The organism is Nonomuraea sp. NPDC049709 (assembly GCF_040674815.1).
Taxonomy (GTDB): domain Bacteria; phylum Actinomycetota; class Actinomycetes; order Streptosporangiales; family Streptosporangiaceae; genus Nonomuraea.
Genome location: NZ_JBFANM010000072.1, coordinates 12709 through 29575, shown reverse-complemented (window position 1 = coordinate 29575; position 16867 = coordinate 12709). Strand labels below are relative to the sequence as shown.

The 16867-nt window shown below is 70.2% G+C and carries 15 protein-coding genes; 10 read left to right on the top strand and 5 right to left on the bottom strand.

Annotated features, from left to right (window positions below):
- Nucleotides 1-347 precede the first annotated feature (347 nt).
- From AB0J69_RS47445 to AB0J69_RS47410, 8 genes are all read left to right on the top strand, one after another.
- Nucleotides 348-2480 (top strand): AAA family ATPase, encoded by a 2133-nt coding sequence (locus tag AB0J69_RS47445; RefSeq protein WP_364132331.1) that lies wholly within the window; start codon nucleotides 348-350, stop codon nucleotides 2478-2480.
- A gap of 88 nt (nucleotides 2481-2568) precedes the next feature.
- The gene (locus AB0J69_RS47440; RefSeq protein WP_364132329.1) at nucleotides 2569-4011 is read left to right on the top strand and encodes an FAD-dependent oxidoreductase; all 1443 of its coding nucleotides are present in this window, start codon (nucleotides 2569-2571) and stop codon (nucleotides 4009-4011) included.
- Nucleotides 4012-4114: 103 nt separating this feature from the next.
- Nucleotides 4115-4681: a TetR/AcrR family transcriptional regulator gene (locus AB0J69_RS47435; protein WP_364132327.1), complete on the top strand. Its 567-nt coding sequence runs from the start codon at nucleotides 4115-4117 to the stop codon at nucleotides 4679-4681.
- Between the two features lie 102 nt (nucleotides 4682-4783).
- Nucleotides 4784-6613 (top strand): MFS transporter, encoded by a 1830-nt coding sequence (locus AB0J69_RS47430; protein ID WP_364132326.1) that lies wholly within the window; start codon nucleotides 4784-4786, stop codon nucleotides 6611-6613.
- Nucleotides 6613-8016 carry a carotenoid oxygenase family protein gene (locus tag AB0J69_RS47425; RefSeq protein ID WP_364132325.1) on the top strand — a complete coding sequence of 468 codons (1404 nt, stop codon included), beginning with the start codon at nucleotides 6613-6615 and terminating at the stop codon, nucleotides 8014-8016. Before AB0J69_RS47430 ends, AB0J69_RS47425 begins: the two co-directional genes overlap by 1 nt.
- A gap of 59 nt (nucleotides 8017-8075) precedes the next feature.
- Nucleotides 8076-8633 carry a hypothetical protein gene (locus AB0J69_RS47420; RefSeq protein WP_364132324.1) on the top strand — a complete coding sequence of 186 codons (558 nt, stop codon included), beginning with the start codon at nucleotides 8076-8078 and terminating at the stop codon, nucleotides 8631-8633.
- Complete coding sequence (locus AB0J69_RS47415) at nucleotides 8633-9004, top strand: hypothetical protein (RefSeq protein ID WP_364132323.1); 372 nt, start codon at nucleotides 8633-8635, stop codon at nucleotides 9002-9004. The genes AB0J69_RS47420 and AB0J69_RS47415 overlap by 1 nt, the downstream gene beginning before the upstream one ends.
- Nucleotides 9001-10560 carry a multicopper oxidase domain-containing protein gene (locus AB0J69_RS47410; protein ID WP_364132322.1) on the top strand — a complete coding sequence of 520 codons (1560 nt, stop codon included), beginning with the start codon at nucleotides 9001-9003 and terminating at the stop codon, nucleotides 10558-10560. Before AB0J69_RS47415 ends, AB0J69_RS47410 begins: the two co-directional genes overlap by 4 nt.
- An 85-nt stretch (nucleotides 10561-10645) precedes the next feature.
- On the opposite strand, the gene AB0J69_RS47405 is transcribed toward AB0J69_RS47410, so the two are convergent.
- The 3 genes from AB0J69_RS47405 to istA are packed head-to-tail and all read right to left on the bottom strand — an operon-like array spanning nucleotide 10646 to nucleotide 12844.
- Nucleotides 10646-10768, bottom strand: a complete 123-nt coding sequence (locus AB0J69_RS47405) for an ATP-binding protein (protein ID WP_364132321.1) — start codon at nucleotides 10766-10768, stop codon at nucleotides 10646-10648.
- 25 nt (nucleotides 10769-10793) lie between these two features.
- Nucleotides 10794-11417, bottom strand: coding sequence for an IS21-like element helper ATPase IstB (gene istB / locus AB0J69_RS47400; protein WP_364132319.1), 624 nt, complete (start codon nucleotides 11415-11417; stop codon nucleotides 10794-10796).
- Complete coding sequence (istA, locus tag AB0J69_RS47395) at nucleotides 11414-12844, bottom strand: IS21 family transposase (protein WP_364132318.1); 1431 nt, start codon at nucleotides 12842-12844, stop codon at nucleotides 11414-11416. The genes istB and istA overlap by 4 nt, the downstream gene beginning before the upstream one ends.
- Before the next feature lie 576 nt (nucleotides 12845-13420).
- Between istA and AB0J69_RS47390 the strand changes: the two genes are divergently transcribed.
- Nucleotides 13421-13657: a hypothetical protein gene (locus AB0J69_RS47390; protein WP_364132316.1), complete on the top strand. Its 237-nt coding sequence runs from the start codon at nucleotides 13421-13423 to the stop codon at nucleotides 13655-13657.
- A gap of 33 nt (nucleotides 13658-13690) precedes the next feature.
- Nucleotides 13691-15469, top strand: coding sequence for a helix-turn-helix domain-containing protein (locus AB0J69_RS47385; RefSeq protein WP_364132315.1), 1779 nt, complete (start codon nucleotides 13691-13693; stop codon nucleotides 15467-15469).
- Nucleotides 15470-15518: 49 nt separating this feature from the next.
- Here the strand turns inward: AB0J69_RS47385 and AB0J69_RS47380 are convergent, their stop codons facing one another.
- Together AB0J69_RS47380 and AB0J69_RS47375 are read right to left on the bottom strand one after the other, a co-directional pair.
- A complete protein-coding gene (locus AB0J69_RS47380; RefSeq protein ID WP_364132313.1) occupies nucleotides 15519-16019 on the bottom strand; it encodes a nuclear transport factor 2 family protein in 501 nt (166 codons plus the stop codon).
- 60 nt (nucleotides 16020-16079) lie between these two features.
- Nucleotides 16080-16808: a HAMP domain-containing sensor histidine kinase gene (locus AB0J69_RS47375; protein WP_364132311.1), complete on the bottom strand. Its 729-nt coding sequence runs from the start codon at nucleotides 16806-16808 to the stop codon at nucleotides 16080-16082.
- Nucleotides 16809-16867 lie beyond the last annotated feature (59 nt).

The following is a 16867-nucleotide window of genomic DNA, read 5'->3' as shown; positions in this document are numbered from 1 at the left end:
ATCGAGTCCGTTCGCTGCGAGCCCCGCGCCGAGGAGAGCCACGAAGAGGCGAGCGGGCGGAGAAGGAGGCGCTGCCTGCTGGCGCGTCGGCGTCGTGGATCGAGTGCGTCGGCGATGGGCTGGAGCTGGGTCGTTGAGCAATAGTTCGTCGTGCACGCTTCCCGCGTGGCCGGGTGCGGCGGCCCGCCGGCGGCGGCGCGGCTGCCCCGGCTCACGGATCCACACCGGGCGGCGGCAACGAGAGACCCACAGGCCCGGCCGCTGACGAGGGATCGGCGGAGGCCGTTTACGTCCCGGCTCGCCGCCGGCACCGGCCGGGGCGGGCGAGCGGGCGGGGCTTGTGATTCATGCGAGATCACTGGCGAGGTGCTGGTGTCATGGAGAAGGGAAATCGCCCCTATATTGCGACAATGAGCATTGAATCGGGCAGCTTGGCGGATCGGTTGAGGTGGGCTCGGGAACGTGCGTTCGTCGGCCGTTCGGGGGAAATCGAGCTTTTCCGTCGTGCTCTGGCGGGGGTGGAGGGTGCTCCGGCGGTCTTGTTCGTGCAGGGGCCGGGTGGGGTGGGCAAGTCCACGCTGCTGCGGCGTTTCGCGGATGAGGGCCGGGATGCGGGCAGGCCGGTCGTGGAGGTGAACGGCCGACTCATCGATCCTTCTCCGGCTGGTTTCGAGGCCGAGGTGGCGGGGGCGCCGGCGGACGCCGTGCTGCTGATCGACGCGTTCGAGCATTGCCAGGGGCTGGAGGCGTGGCTGTATGACCGATTCCTTCCCTCGTTGTCGCAGCGGACCTTGGTGGTGCTGGCGGGGCGGGAGGGGCCGAGCCTGGCGTGGACGTCGCATCTGGGGTGGAGTGAGGCTCTGGCGGTGGTTCCGCTAGGGGATCTCGAGCGGCCGGAGGCCGAGCGGCTGCTGGAGTTGCGAGGGGTGGCGGAGGGGGTGCGCGGGCAGGTGATCGGCTTCGCCGGCGGCCATCCGCTGGCGCTCAGCCTGGCCGCGAGCGTCGCGGCGAGTGGAGACGGCGTGAGCTGGGCTCCCACTCCGGACGTGCTGACCAGGCTGCTGTCGCAGATGGTGGGGGAGGTGCCCAGCCGGGTTCACCGGCTGGCGTTGGAGGTCGCCGCTCATGCGATGACCACCACCGAGGGGCTGCTGTGCGCTGTGGTCGGCGGGGAGCGGGGCGCGGAGATGTTCACCTGGTTGCGTCGGCTGCCCGTCGCGGACTGGGGCAGGCAGGGCATGTTCCTGCACGATCTGGTCAGCGACGCGATCGACGCCGATCTGCGCTGGCGCGATCCGCAGGGATATGAGGAGATGCACCGGCGGGTCGGGCACTACCTGCTGGAGCAGGCCCGGACCGCGCCGCCGGCGGCGGCGCTCGTGGCGATCCGCGAGCTGAGCTATCTCAAGCGGTACGGGCCGATGGGGGCGTACTTCCAGATGCGGCGGGAGGGCGACTTCTACGAGGACACCCTGCATCCGGGAGACCACGACGGGGTGCGGCGGCTGATCATGGAGGCCGAGGGGCCGCAGTCCGCGGCGATCGTGGACTTCTGGCTGGAGCGCCAGCCGGAGGCCTTCTGGATTTACCGGGACGCGGTGACGGGCGAGGCGGTCGCGTTCATGATGTGGCTGCGCCTGGCGGAGCAGCGCGCGGAGGAGACGGCCGCCGATCCGGTGCTGGCCCAGATGTGGGAGCATGTGGCCGGTACGAGCCCGCTGCGGCCGGGAGAGCACCTCATGCTGGCCCGCTTCCTGATCTATCCGCCGGTCTACTACGAGATCTCGCCGGTGCTGCACCTGATGCAGCTACGGATCTGCGCCGATTGGATCCGTTCGTCCGGGCTGGCCTGGTCGTTCATCATCAGCCCCTACCCGCGGTTGTGGGAGAAGCTGATGGTGCACCTGGGTCACGTGCCGGCCACCGAACTGGACTGGCCCAACGGGCACACCTACACGCTGTTCGCCTGCGACTGGCGTACCACGCCACTGTCGATCTGGTTCGACCGGACCCAGCCGGGCGGCCTCACCGGCGAGCCGCCCTTCCCCGCTGCTGACCCCGCCGTCTCCCTGCTGACGCGCGCCGCGTTCGACACCGCCGTCCGTGACGCGCTGCGCGACTGGCATCGCGACGACGTCATGGCGGCCAATCCGCTGTGCCAGGCGCGGATGATCACGGTCCAGCCCGGCCACGCCGCCGAACACGCCCTGCCCATGCTGCGCGAGCTGCTCACCGATGCCGTCGACGCCCTGAGCGCCGACCCGCGTGAGGCCAAGCTCCACCGGGTGCTGGCCACGACCTATTTCCACCGGGTGCCCAACCAGATGATCGCGGCCGAACGGCTGAACCTGCCCTACAGCACCTATCGCCGCCATCTGCAACGCGGGCTGGAACGCGTGTGCGAGCTGCTGTGGAAGCGAGAGACCGCCGAACGCTCCCTGCCCATCCCGCATCCGAAAGGCGAGGTGAGCGCCGGTTGAGCAACAGGTGAGCACCCGTCGATCTGGCAGGTGAGCAACGGCCCGGACGACAGTGGGCTCCGACAGACGAACGTCTGAAGGAGGTCGAATGTCGCACCCGGACGTGATCGTGATCGGGGCGGGCCCGGTCGGTCTGGCCGCGGGGATGGCCCTGGCCGGCCAGGGCATGGCCGTCACCGTGCTGGAACGCGACAGCGAGTGCCCCATCGGCACGGACACCGGCGGTCCGGCTACCGCAACGCGGGCGTGGCGGGAGTGGCGCAGGCCCGGGGTCAACCAGTTCCGCCAGCCGCACATCCTGCTGCCCGCGGGCGCCGCCGTGCTGCGTTCGGCCCTGCCGGGCGTGCTGACCGAACTGCGGGAGCTCGGCGCGCTGCCTCTCAACATCCTCGCGGGCGCATGGGGGCTGCCCGCGATCGGAGGCCGCCGCCCGGGGGATGATCGCTATGACACCCTCACCGCCCGGCGGCCGGTCCTGGAGGCCGCGTTCGCCGCGGCTGCGGCCAAGACGCCCGGTCTCACGGTCCGCCGCGCCACCGCGGTGAGCGGCCTGCTGGCCGGGGCCGAACAGATCCCTGGACGTCCGCACGTCGTCGGTGTCACCACCCAGCACGGGCAGGAGATCCACGCGCCGCTGGTGGTGGACGCGGGCGGCAGGAACTCGCCGGTGGGCGCCCTGCTGGCGCGGCTGGGCGGGCCGCCGCCGGCCAGCGAGCGGATCGAGGCCGGGTTCGTCTACTACACGCGGTCCTTCCGGAGCGCTGAGGGCACTCCGCCCGCCCAGGCCGCCTGGCCGCTCACTCATCACGACGGCGTGTCGGCCATCGTGCTGCCGGGCGACGGCGGCACCTGGTCGCTGGGCCTGATCGTCTCAAGCCAGGACCGTGAACTGCGGGCCCTGCAGGACGTGCGGGCCTGGGAGCGGGCCGCAACGCTGTTCCCAGTGCTGGCCGAGCGCATGCGCGCCGAACCGATCACCGGGATCCAGGCGATGTCGTGCCTGAACACCCGCAGCCAGACGACAGTCGTCGACGGCGCCCCCGTGGTCACCGGGCTGCTGAGCGTGGGCGACGCACGGGCGGCCACCGACCCTCAGTTCGGACTCGGCCTGTCGGTCGGTCTGGCGCACGCGATCGCGCTGGCCGAGGTGGTCACCGGCGGCGGCCTGAACGACACGGTCAAGCTGGCGCTGCGGTTCGACGAGGCCACTGAGCAGACCGTCATGCCCGTCTACCGGCGGCTGCGCCGCTGGGACGCCCACCGGATGGCGGAGATCGACGCGCTCCTGGCGGGCCGTCGGTACGAGACCGACGACCCCGGCTGGCATCTGGGCAACACCCTGGACGCCCTCAAACTGTCGGATCCCGACGTGCTGCGCGCGATGGCCGATGTCGCCTGCGGGCTCGCCGTCCCCGAGACCGCGTTCAGCGCGCCCGCGGTGCGAGCCGCCGCCACGGGCGCGGGAAGCCCGCCCCGGCCGGGCCCCACGCGCGCCGACGTCCTGGCGACGATCCAGGGCGGCACACGATGAAGGCCGCGGCGGCGGAGGCCGGTGCGAGCCCCCGACCCCGATCCGGGGCGGCGGCCGGGTGGCCCATCTTGACATCAGAAAGTGTGAGTGGTTTATTACTCACATGATGACGAGCCGAGCGCGACAGCTGTCCACCGCCGAGGAGCGCCGGGGGATGGTGCTCGCCACCGCCATCGGCGCCTTCGCGGCCCGCGGCTACTGGGGCACGACCACAACGGAGGTGGCCAAGGCCGCCGGAATCTCCCAGGCCTACGTCTACCGGCTGTTCCCGAGCAAGGAGTCCCTGTTCGTGGCGGTCGTCGAGCACTGCTTCGTGAAGGTGCGCGGCGCGCTGGAGCAGGCGGTGACCACCCGCGGCGGCGGCTCGGCCGAGGCCGTCCTTCGCGGGATGGGCGACGCCTATGCGCAGCTGATCAGCGACAACGATCTGATGCTGATCCAGCTGCACGCCCAGGCGGCGGCGGTGTCCGAGCCCGCCGTGCGCGAGGCGGTCCGGCAGGGCTACGCCAGGCTGGTGGAGTACGTGCGCGGCGCCTCCGGCGGCAGTGAGGCCCAGGTCCAGGAGTTCTTCGCCCGGGGCATGCTGTGCCACCTGCTGGTGTCCACCGGTGCCGACGAGGTGCAGGCGCCCTGGGCGCGGACCCTCTCGGCGGGCATCACGCACTACTGAGCCCTCCCGGGCGATCCGCCCGGGGCGACGCCGGCGGGGCTCACGCCCCGCCTTCTTTCCAGCACAAGACTGAGTGGTTAACCACACACATGGGAGTCGGAGATGCGTAAGACCGCCACGGGCCCGGCGCTCGCGGCCCTGGCCGCGGCGCAGTTCCTCGTCGTGCTCGGCAACTCGATCGTCAACGTGGCGCTCCCGCAGATCCGGGACGGCGCCGGTCTTTCCGCCGGCGGCACGACATGGGTCGTCAACGCCTACGGGCTGGCGTTCGGCGCCCTGCTGCTGGCCGGCGGGCGGGCCGCGGACCTGCTGGGCCATCGCGGGCTCTTGCTGGGCGGCCTGGCGGTCTTCGGGACGGCCTCGGCCGCGTCAGGGCTGGCGTCCTCGGCCGGTGTGCTGATCACGGCCCGTGCCGTGCAGGGGATGGGAGCGGCGGCGATCGCCCCGGCTGCGCTGGCCGTGGTGATGGGCCTGTTCCCGCCCGGCCCCGGCCGGGGCAGGGCGCTGGGGGTGTGGGGCGCGGTCTCGGGCGCCGGCGGCGCCGCCGGAGTGCTCCTGGGCGGTCTCCTGGCCCAGGCGTGGGGCTGGCGGGCGCTGTTCTTCGCCGTCGCCGCCGGCACCTTCGCGGTGCTGGTCGCCGTCGCGCTCGGCACCCCGCGCGCTCAGCCGCGCCGCGGCGGCCGGTTCGACCCGCTCGGCACTGTCACGATCACTCTGTCCCTGACCGGCCTGGTCTGGGGGCTGAGCACGGCCCGCGCACAAGGCTGGACCGACGGGCGCGTCCTGGGTGCTCTCGCCCTCGCCGCCGTCCTCGGCGCGGTGTTCGTCCTGGTGGAACGCCGTCACCCCGATCCGCTGGTGCCGCCGCGGCTGGTGCGGGGCGGCCGGGTGGCCGCGGGCAACCTGCTGATGGCCCTGTTCGGATCGGTGTGGCTCGCGCTGTTCTTCTTCCTGCCGCTCTACCAGCAGGAGGTCCTCGGCGAGAGCCCGCTGCTCACCGGTCTGGGCCAGCTTCCGCTCGCCGGCGCCATCATGATCGGTTCCGCTTTGTCCCCCCGGCTCACCGCCCGGCTCGGATCCCGCCGGACGCTGCTGTCCGCCCTGCTTGTGCAGGCCGCCGGGACGCTGTGGCTGGCGCGGATCAGTGCCGGAAGCTCCTACCTCGCCGACGTGCTCGGTCCGAGCGTCCTCATCGGGCTCGGTCTCAGCGTCGCCTTCATCCAGCTCACCGACCTGTCCATGGACGGAGTCGCCAAGGAGGACTCCGGAACGGCCGGCGGGCTGGTGAACACCACGCGCCAGGTCGGCGGCGCGATCGGCCTGGCCGTCCTGGCCACGCTGGCCGGATCGGTCACCGCAGGCTCCTCTTCACCGCAGCTCCAGGCCCTCACCGACGGCTACCGCGCGGCGTTCGCCGCCTCGGCCGCCGTCCTGCTCGCCACGGCCGTCCTGGCCGCCTATCTGACCCGTTCGACCGAAAGGAACCCCGAAATGCGCACCATTGACGAGACCGCCCCGGTGATCGTCCGCCTGTCCACCACCATCGACGCCCCGATCGAGCGGGTATGGGCGCTGCACACCGGCATCGACGCCTGGCCGAGCTGGAACGGCGACATCGACACCGCCACGCTCAGCGGCCCGGTGGAGCCCGGCAGCTCCTTCCGGTGGACCACCCACGGCCTGGACATCACCTCCACCGTCTTCGAGGTCGTCCCCGGCGAGCGGATCGTGTGGGGCGGCCCGGCCGGAGGCATCGACGGCGTGCACGTATGGACGTTCACCGCCGAGGGTGACCGCGTCACTGTGCGCACCGAGGAGTCGTGGGCCGGGGCGCCCGTCGAGGCCGCCGCCGAGCAGCTCGGCCAAGCCCTGCACGCCTCACTCGAATCCTGGCTCGCGGCCCTGAAGACCCGCGCCGAGCAGCCCGCCTGATGACCACCCCTTTCACCACAGAACACTCCGACCACATCAAGGAAGAGGAATTCGCCATGACCACCAAGCCCTACCTGACCGGCCACTACACCCCCACCGTCGATGAGATCACCGCGACCGGGCTGACCGTCGAGGGCCATCTGCCGCCCGAGCTGAACGGCCGGCTGATCCGCAACAGCCACAACCCCAAGCCGGGCGTCACCCCCACGCACTGGTTCAAGGGCAGCGGCATGGTCCACGGCATCCGGCTGCGGGACGGCCGGGCCGAGTGGTACCGCAACCGGTGGGTCCGCACCCCCGCCCTGGACGGCGCCCCCTACATGACCGAGCACGGCCCGGACATGACCGCCAGCCCTGCCGGCACCCACGTCATCGAGCACGCCGGACGCCTGCTGGCTCTGTGCGAGGCGAACTTCCCGTTCGAGCTGGACGCCGAGCTGGAGACCGTCGGCGCCTACGACTTCGACGGCAAGCTGCGCAGCGCGATGACCGCCCACCCCAAGACCGACCCTGTCACCGGCGAGCTGCACTTCTTCGGCTCCTCGCCGTTCCCGCCCTACCTCCTGTACTACATCGCCGACGCCAAGGGCCAGATCGTGCACAGCGCCGAGATCCCCGGCGCCACCGCCTCCCTCAAGCACGACTTCGCGATCACCCGCCACCACGTGGTCTTCGTCGAGGGCTCGGTCACCTTCGACCCGACCGAGCACTCCGGCATCCCCTACGGCTGGAGTGACGCCCAGTCCTCCCGCATCGGCGTCATGCCCCGCACCGCCGACGGCGCCGACAAGATCCGCTGGTTCGACATCGAGCCCGGCAACATGCTGCACGCCGCCAACGCCTACGAGGACGCCCAGGGCCGCATTGTTCTGGAAGGCCCCACCGTCGACCGGGAGGGCTTCCAGCTGTCCTGGAACTGGTGGGTCGGCGCGCCCGGCCGCGGCACCGAGCCCAACACCCGCTCCTACACCCGCCGCTGGGTCGTCGACCTCGCCCAGGGCAGCGTCGACGAGCAGACCATCGACGACCTCGCAGTGGAGTTCCCCACCCTCAACGAGGACTACCTCGGCGCCGAGAACCGCTACACCTACGCCATCTCCTTCCCCGACCAGGACGGCTTCGGCGGCTACGGCGTCGTCAAGTACGACCGAGCCACCGGCGCCCGCCGCGTCCACCAGGCCGGCGACGCCCGCCTGCCCAGCGAGGCCGTCTTCGTCCCCGCCGAAGGCGCCACCAGCGAGGACGACGGCTACCTCCTCACCGTCGTCTCCGACCTCAAGCAGGACGCCTCCCAGCTCCTGGTCCTGGACGCCGCCGGCCTCGACCGGATCGCCACCGTCCACCTGCCCCGCCGCGTCACCGGCGGCATCCACGGCTCCTGGATCCCCGACGCCGACCAGTAGCCGAGTCTCGGGGCGGCCCCTCACCGGGCCGCCCCCCATTGCGAGAAAGGAACCTCCCGATGTCCCTCGACGGAATCCTCCTGGCCGCGCACGTCGCCGCCGCCCTCACCATCCTCGCCAGCCTCATCACCGACTGGATCGGCGTTGCGACACTCCGGGCGGCCACCACCACCGGCCACGCCCGCGAAGGCCTCAAAGCCCTGAACGCCTCGGCCGCCTTCGGCGTCTGGGGCAGGCTCGGCTCCCTGGCCGCGGGGCTCGCGCTCGCCTTCACCGCCTGGTCGTGGGAAGGCTGGATCATCGCCGGGCTGCTCGGCTGGGTCGTGCTCGTGCTGCTCGGCGAACCGCTGACCGGCAAGGACCTGCGCGCCATGGTCAAGGACGCCCGCGAAGCCGGGCCCGAACTGCCCGGCCCCCTGGCAGCCCGCATCCACGACCCGCGCCTGTGGACCTCCGTCCTCACCCGGACCGGGGTCATCGGCGGGATCTTGTACTGCATGTTCGGCAAGCCGAACCTCCTCACCGGACTGGCCGCGCTCGCCTGCGGTTACCTGGCCGGCCTCGCCGCCGCCAAGCTCACCTCCCGCCGCGTCCCCAGCCCGGCCGGAGCCCGCTGATGCTCATCGCCCTGCGCGTCACCGCGATCGTCCACGTCCTGGCCTTCGCCCTCCAGCCGATCCTCGCCGGCATGTTCCTGTCCGGCCGCGACGAGGCCATCGGAAGCCACGGTGACACCGCCGCCGTCGTCTCCACCATCGCGCTCATGCTGGCCGTCATGGCCGCCATCGCCCGCCGCAAGCGCCTCGTCGGGCCACGCGTCCTGCCGCTCACGGCTGCGGTCTTCGTCCTGGAGATCGTCCAGCTCACCGCTGGCATGGACCACCGCATGTGGCTGCACATCCCGCTGGGCGTCGGCCTGTTCGCCGTCGTCATCGCCTCCCTGCCACTCCTGTTCGCCGCCCCGCCCGCCCAGGAAGATCCCGCATGACCCGCCCCACCCGCCGCGACCTGCTCAAGCTCGCAGGCCTCGCCCTGGCCCCCGCCGCCCTCACCGCCTGTGCAAGCGACGGCGGAACGGTCGGACCCGGCACCCTCACCAGCGCCGCCCGACTCCCCAAGCCCTACACCCTGCCCCTGCCGATCCCCACTCCCGCCAAGCCGCTTCGCTCCGGACCCGACGGCGATCACTACGACATGACCCTTAAGGAGTCCACTGCCGAGATCCTTCCTGGCTACTCCACCCGGATCTGGGGCTACGACGGGACCTTCCCCGGCACCTACCTGGAAGCCCGCTCCGGCACCCCGATGATCGTCAGCCAGACCAACCTGCTCTCCGTGCCCGTCGCCACCCACCTGCACGGCGGCATCGCCCCGCCCTCACAAGACGGCTTCCCCACCGACCTCCTCTACCCCCGAGGCCTCGCCCACCTGGCCACCGGCCACGCGGGGCACGGCGCGCACGGCGGCCACACCGCGATGAACGACCCGCACGCGCAGGTGAGCACCCACCAGCGCACCTACGCCTTCCCCATGCGGCAGCGCGCCGCCACCCTCTGGTATCACGACCACCGCATGGACTTCACCGGCGCCCAGGTCTGGAAAGGCCTGGTCGGCCTGTGCGTCGTCCGCGACGACGAAGACGACACGCTCCCGCTGCCGCGCGGCAACCGCGAGATCCCCCTGCTCATCTGCGACCGGGCCTTCGACGCCGACGGCCAGCTCGCCTACCCCACCACCGACCCGACCCTGCTCGGAGCCCCCGGCATGGCCGAATCCATCATGGGCGGCGCCCAAGGCGACGTCATCCTCGTCAACGGAACCCCCTGGCCCTACCTGGAAGTCGACGCCGCCCGCTACCGGCTCCGCCTCCTCAACGCCTCCAACGCCCGCTACTACGAACTCCGCCTCGACGGACCGGCCGACAGCCGGTTCACCCAGATCGGCGGAGACGGAGGCCTCCTGTCAGCGCCCGTCCGTCACGCCACCCTCCGCATCTCACCGGCCGAACGCTTCGACGTCATCGTCGACTTCTCCCGCTACCCCGCCGGCTCCACCGTCACCCTCGTCAACCTCGCCGGCACCGGCGGCGCCGGCCAGGTCATGCGCTTCCACATCACCCGCCAAGCCGCCGACGACTCGACGATCCCCGACCGGCTCTCCGACATCCCCGCGCTCACCCCCGACGGCGCCCACCGGCAACTCGTCTTCTCCCGCAACGGCTCCCAATGGCAGATCAACGGCAAACCGTTCAACCCCGCCGTCCCCCACCTGCGCCCCGCCTTCGGCACCACCGAACGCTGGACCGTTCTCAGCGTCGAACGCCACCCCTTCCACCTGCACGGCGCGTTCTTCCAGGTCCTCGGCCGCGGATCCGCTGGCCCCGGCCCCTACGACGCAGGCTGGAAGGACACCGTCGAACTGGCACCCGGCGCCGAAATCCACCTCGCCGTCCGCTTCGACGCCTACCGCGGCCGCTACCTCGCCCACTGCCACAACCTCGAACACGAGGACATGGCCATGATGGCCACCCTCCAAGTCGGCTAATGGGAGTTAACGGGCTTCCGATGGGAGGTTGTTGTCCGCGTACTCCTTTGAGTGCTCCACGAAGTACGGAGATATGTGCACCAGCTCAGGCGACCTCAGTGGCTTGTTCGATGTTCCGGAGCCGGTTCTTGAGCCGGTAGCTGGGGCCGTTGATGGAGATCACATCGCAGTGGTGGAGAAGTCGGTCGAGGATGGCGGTGGCCAGCACCTCGTCGGCGAAGACCTGGCCCCACTCATCTGAAGCTCTTGTTCGAGGTCAGGATGATCGAGCCCTTCTCGTAGCGCTTGGAGATCACCTGGAAGACCAGGTTGGCCTCGCCGCGTTCGAGGATCTCGTAGCCAACTTCGTCGATCACCAGGACGCTCGGCCGTAGGTAGGTGCCGAGTTTGCTGGTCAGGCGTCCGGCGGCGTCGGCGGCCTTGAGGTTGCTGACCATGTCGTCGAGGCTGGTGAAGTAGACCGAGTAGCCGGCCCGGCAGGCCGCGACCGCCAGGGTGACGGCGATGTGGGTTTTGCCGACTCCGGGTGGGCCGAGCAGGGCGGCGTTGGCCTTGGCCTCGACGAAGGCGAGGGTGGCCAGGTCTTTGATCTTGCGCGGGTCCAGATCGGGCTGGAAGGAGAAGTCGTAGTCGTCCAGGGTCTTGTGGTGCGGCAGTTTCGAGGTGCGCAGGCCGGTGCGGAACCGGCGATCGTCGCGGACAGCGAGTTCTTCGGACAGGACCAGGTCGAGGAAGTCCAGGTAGCCCATCTTGGATTCGTCAGCCCGCTGTGTGTAGTGGGTCAAGGCCTCGGCCAGATGAGGCAGGCCGAGCTTGGCGGCGGTGGCGCGGATGCGGGTGGAGACCAGCTCGGTCAACGGGCTTCCTTCGTGGTGTGATCGGTGTTGAACGGGCGGGTGCCGGTCAGTTCGTCATAGACCGACAGGGGACGCCGGCCGACCTCGACCTGGGCGGCCGCGGTCCGGTTGAGCAGGCCTGCCAACGATCCGGGGGTCGGCTCTGGGCCGTTGTGGCCTTTGCCCTGGCCTTGGTGAACGGGAAGGTCGTGGCCTGCGGTGACGCGTCGGCCGGCTCCGGTGGGCAGGCCGTCCCAGTGCCGCTCGTCCACAACGCGGCAGCCGCGGCCCACCGCCCGCTGATGGGCGGCCAGCAGCGTCTGGCCCGTATGGTCGGGTGTGGTGGCGTGCAGCATGATCTGAGCCCTGGTCGCCCTGACCTCGACCAGCTGGCGCGGTTGGACCCGGTGGGCCGGGACCGAATAGAGATTCGCCTCGAAGGCGACCAGCCAGTCCTTGCCGACGTAGCGAAGATGCCGCTGGGCCACGACATACGTGGTGGACGGCAGCGGCCGCAAGGCCATGCGGTCACGGACTGCCCGCAGGCCGATGACCTCGCCGTGAGTCCCGTGGATCTTGGAGCGCCGCAGTGGAACCCAGGCGGCGAAGGCGGCGTCGAGCTCCTCGATCGAGGAAAATGCCCGCCCGGCCAGGACATGGTCACGGACGATGGCGACCTGCCGCTCGACCCGGCCTTTGCCAGTGGGCCGGTAGGCGGCCAGCACATCGGGGTCGAAGTCGTAATGCCCGGCGAAGGCCACCGCCTCGGGATGCAACGGGACAGCCTCACCTGGGGCGACGTGGCGGCGGACCACCGTCTTGGTGCGGTCGTAGACGATCGACATCGGCACCCCGCCGAAGTGCTCGAACGCCCGGCGGTGGCAGTCGAAGAAGGTCGCCAGATCCTGGCTGGTGGTGAAGCAGCAGAACGGGTCGCGCGAGTAGGACAAGGTCATGTGGAGGGAGTAGACCTTCCCGATGCCGACGTGGGCCAAGATCTTGCCCTCGTCGCCCCAGTCCACCTGGGCCTGAGCGCCCGGCACCACTTCGAATCGGCGATGCAGTCCCGCCAGTTCGCCCGGGCTGATCCCGAGTTCGGCCGCGATCCGCGGCCGTGCCTCCTGCAAGTAGATCTTGACGCGCTGGTAGTTGCCGGTGAATCCGTAGTCGGCCACCAGACGCTCGTGGATCACCGCTCCCTTGAGCAGGATCTCCGCCCGCAACATGGCGTCGATCAGCGGCGCGACCTCGTCCACCACCCGCTGCCGTGGCCGAGTGTTGGGTGCCCTCTTCGGCGGCACCACCGGAACCTCGCCCGACAGGTACTTGGCGACCGTCCGCCGGTTCAGCCCGGTCTCGGCCGCGATCTCCCGCAAGCTCATCGCGCCGGACTCGTGCAGGCTGCGAAACCGTCTCAGCTCCAACCAGCGATGCGGGTCCAAGACCACCGTCAGCCGCCCTCCACCGACTCCGAACAGAGGACAGTAGCTGCAGTACGCTGTGTTACCGCATCAAGAACGGTGCATTCTCATCCGTACGCGCTGGCGCACGTTCACTTGTATGCCGACAGTTGTCGCTGGAGTGATACCCCCACCGCGCTCGCCGACCGTCCTGGTGCCGGTGCAGCCTTGCCGCGCGCAGGGTAAAGGCCAGGATCTTCCAATCACGGCAGGAGAGAATGCCCGCTGCAGGCGACCTGCGGGAAGAGTCTTGGGGCGGGTGGCTTGATCACATTTGACGTGGCAGATGGGTGAACCCGGAAAAGCGTATCCGCCAGAGCTTCTGGCTTGGCATTCTCTTGACCGTCTTAGCCGTGGCAGTCCTCATCGACGGCCGATGGAGGGCGCTGCTTTCGGGTGGTGGCTTTCGCGCGTATCTAGTCGCCGCTTCGTTGACGACAAGCCGATCGGGCAGAGGTGATGTTCGGTGCGAACCTCCCAAATGATCGCAATGAGTTACTATGCGCCACTCTGGGTCACTGTCGTGCTCGATGTGGGACCTCGACGACAAGGAGGCGACCCGGTGTGACCAACCCTGTGTGCCCCATCCGACTGACCACGCCGGTATCGCTGCGGGAGGACGGCGCCGATCTGGTACAGATCCGCGCCCTGCTCGGCGGCCAGGAAATTGCCGGTCACGCCCGCGACCTGCGACACACCTTCGCGAATATTCAGCACCAAGGGGTTTATCAGTCGATTTGCCGGCAGTGGTCAGCAGTCGTCCACGGCGCCGGACGTGGAGTGAAGCCGCAGGTGGGCTGACGTTAGCCTGGAAGTGTGCCGGCTCCTGGGAGTGTGACCGTCGCTGATGCGCTGCGCGCAGTGGCCACATCGGCTGATGCGTCTGAGCTGGAGCAGGCCATGGCGGCTGCGGGCCTGGACGACGCGCTCGACGCGGCCATGGACGTGTTCAATGTGCTGGCCCATCTCCGTCGCCGTCAGCGCGAACTCACCGGCCTGTACGCCACGGCCCGCGAGCTGACCACGGTTCGGGCGATCGACGAGGTACTGCAGTCGATCGCCGAGCGGGCGCAGGCCCTTGTGCCCAGCGCCGATGCCAGCTACATCGCCGTGCGCGAGGCAGATGGTGGCTTCACGGTGCGCGCGAGCATCGGGTTGACCTCGCCTTCCTTCAAGCGGGTTCGTACCCGGCCCGGCACCGGTATGGCGGCGCGGATCGTCAGGACCGGCAGCTCGCTGTGGATCCGCCGCTACGTGGGCAGTGACGCGATCGTCCACGAGGAGGGGCTGGATGCGGCGCTGGCCGAGGACCGGCTCGTCTCCGTTATGGGCGTGCCGTTGAAGATCCGCAACGAGGTCATCGGGATCTTGTATGCGGCCAATCGTTTCGAGCGTCCCCCGAGCGCCGAAGAGTGCGGGCTGCTGGAGGCTTTCGCTGACCACGCGGCCATCGCGCTGGAGAACGCTCGTCTGTTCGGCCAGCTCGACGCCGCACGGTGTGCGGCGGAAAAGGACGCGGAGACGATCCGGCGCGCGGCCAGACTCCATGATCGGCTGACCAGGCTGGTACTCGAAGGCGCCGACGTCGATGAGGTCGCACGGGAGATCTCCGCGGTGTTCGAAGGCGACGTGCGCGTGCTTCAGCGCGACGCGCAGGAGCTGCAGGAGGCGATCGCCGAGAGCTGGCGCGACGGCCACGCGGTGCTGACCGATGGCGGGTATGTCACGGCTCTCGGAGCCGGTGGGGCGCGGCTTGGAGCGCTGCTGCTCGAGATCGACACGCTGCTCAGTGCACCGGAGATGCGGAATCTGGAGACGGCGGCGCACATCCTCAGCCTGCTGGTCTTCCGTCAGCAGGCGATCGTCGAGGCCGAGGAACGGGTGCACGGCCAGCTTTTCAGGGAGCTGGCCACCGGTGGGACGCTTCGTGAGCATCAGCGCCTGCTGGCGCGGGCGCGGGGCTTCGATCCTGATGGTTCGTTCGTCGCGGTGTTCGCGCGTCGTGCGTCCGGACGTCCCGCCGATCTGGCGTGGGCCATGTCGTCGTTGGCACGCTCGCATGCCGGTCTTGGCGGCGAGCACGGGTTGGGTGCGGGAGCCTTCCTGCCGGGAAACGATGCCGGAGAACTCGCTCGATTCGTCCATGACCGTCTGAAGCAGGAGCTGCGTGGCGGACTGGTCGTCTGCGCGGCCGAGCCGCAGCAGTCGGTCGCGTCGGATGCCCAGATGCGTCTGGCGGAGCGCTCGGCGGCGTTGCTGCATTCGCTCGGGCGGGTCGATGCCGCGGTCAGCGCCCACGAGCTCGGCCTCTACAGCATTCTCTTCACCTCTGAGCGGAGCAACGAACTGGCGGCTTTCCTGCGCACCACCATCGGGCCGCTGTGCGAACACGACGCCACGCATGGGACTGCCCTGCTGGACACGATGCACGCCTACTTCCGCGAGGGTGGCAATCTCGCCCGTACGGCGCGCGCGCTCTACGTTCACCCCAACACTGTGGTCAAGCGCCTGGCCCGTGTCGCTGCTCTGCTGGGGGAAGACTGGCAGTCGCCCGACCGGGCACTGGAGCTCCACATGGCTGTGCAGCTGCGCTGGCTGGCCGACCACATGTGAAACCCTTGGCCCGGGGGCGGATGGCGAGGACTGGCCGGCGTCGATCGCATCAGTGCGGTGTCACGCGTCGCCAGAGGTGGTTGAACGCGATGCTGTCGTAGAAGGCGGTGCCGTCGATCACCTGGCCGTCGCGCAGCCTCATCACCCAGGCGTAGGTGTTGTCGTAGCGTCCGCCGTCGTTGGCGACCCCGCTGCCGTCCCAGATCACGATCACGGTGTCACCGTCTGCGTGGATCGAGCGGACGCGCACGGGACGGAACCGCTCGCCGGCGGCGAACCGGGCTCCGAACGGCGCGAGGACCTCGTCGATGAACTGCTGCCGGTTCCTGTACTCCTTGGACGCGGCGGAACGACCTTCGATCCGCCACGACATGTCGGGAGCGAAGATGTCGGTGATCGCGCCCGTTCCGTCGTGCCAGGCATCGAAGGCGGCGCGCACCGTCCGTCGGTTCGTTTCGGCGGCGGCTTGCGCACCTGTGGTGCCTGGGATCTGCTGCGACGCAGCCCGGGCGGGGCCGGGCCCGCTCGGGGCCTGGGTCGTGTCGGACATGCTGACTCCTTACGTCGTGTGCGCCCGGCCGAGGGCGCATCGGAGGAAGGCGGGGTGTGTTCAGCGGAGCAGCGGCAGGCGGAGCACGAAGCATGCGCCGCCGTCGGGCGCGTCCTCGACGTGCAGGCTGCCGCGGTGCGCCTCGGCGATGTCGCGGGCGATGGCCAGGCCCAGCCCGGTGCCGCCGCGGTCGCGGCTGCGGGCGGTGTCCAGGCGGGTGAACGGCTGAAATACCCGTTCGCGGTCGGCGGGCGCGATGCCTTTTCCGTCATCGGCCACGGTGAGCTCGGCGTGGCCGCCCGCACGGCGCAGGCCGACCTTCAGCTCGTGTACGGTGTGGCGTCGCGCGTTGTCCAGCAGGTTGGCCAGCAGGCGGGCGAGCTGGTAGGCGGCGGCGTGCGCGGTCACACCGGGTTGGAGGTCGAGCCGTACGTCATCACGTATGGCCCATCCGGCTGCCACCGTCTCGACCAGGGCGGTGAGGTCCACTTCTTGGCGCGTCCTATCGAGGTCGGACTCGATCGTGGCCAGCAGGAGCAGGTCGTCGACGATGCCCTCCAGCCGGTCGAGGCCGTCCGTCACGTGGTTCAGCAGCTCCGGCAGATCGACGTCGCCCGGGTGCAACCGCGCCGCCTCCACCTGCAGCCGCAGCGCGGCGAGCGGAGTACGCAACTCGTGTGAGGCGTCGGTGGCGAATCGGCGCTGCCGGTCCAGCAGGGATGCCTTCAGGTGGCGCAGCGCGCACTGCTCGCCAGGCCTGGCGCGGTCAGCGGAGAAGGGGCCGGACATGTGCTGGCCCGTCCTGTCGTCGGCGTGCGGATGTGTGGAGGCCGGTGTGGCGTCGCATC

Coding starts and splice junctions, on each gene's coding strand:
- AB0J69_RS47445 (WP_364132331.1), top strand. CDS start 348: ATGCGAGATCACTGGCGAGGTGCTGGTGTCATGGAGAAGGGAAATCGC.
- AB0J69_RS47440 (WP_364132329.1), top strand. CDS start 2,569: ATGTCGCACCCGGACGTGATCGTGATCGGGGCGGGCCCGGTCGGTCTG.
- AB0J69_RS47435 (WP_364132327.1), top strand. CDS start 4,115: ATGATGACGAGCCGAGCGCGACAGCTGTCCACCGCCGAGGAGCGCCGG.
- AB0J69_RS47430 (WP_364132326.1), top strand. CDS start 4,784: ATGCGTAAGACCGCCACGGGCCCGGCGCTCGCGGCCCTGGCCGCGGCG.
- AB0J69_RS47425 (WP_364132325.1), top strand. CDS start 6,613: ATGACCACCCCTTTCACCACAGAACACTCCGACCACATCAAGGAAGAG.
- AB0J69_RS47420 (WP_364132324.1), top strand. CDS start 8,076: ATGTCCCTCGACGGAATCCTCCTGGCCGCGCACGTCGCCGCCGCCCTC.
- AB0J69_RS47415 (WP_364132323.1), top strand. CDS start 8,633: ATGCTCATCGCCCTGCGCGTCACCGCGATCGTCCACGTCCTGGCCTTC.
- AB0J69_RS47410 (WP_364132322.1), top strand. CDS start 9,001: ATGACCCGCCCCACCCGCCGCGACCTGCTCAAGCTCGCAGGCCTCGCC.
- AB0J69_RS47380 (WP_364132313.1), bottom strand. CDS start 16,019: ATGTCCGACACGACCCAGGCCCCGAGCGGGCCCGGCCCCGCCCGGGCT.
- AB0J69_RS47375 (WP_364132311.1), bottom strand. CDS start 16,808: ATGTCCGGCCCCTTCTCCGCTGACCGCGCCAGGCCTGGCGAGCAGTGC.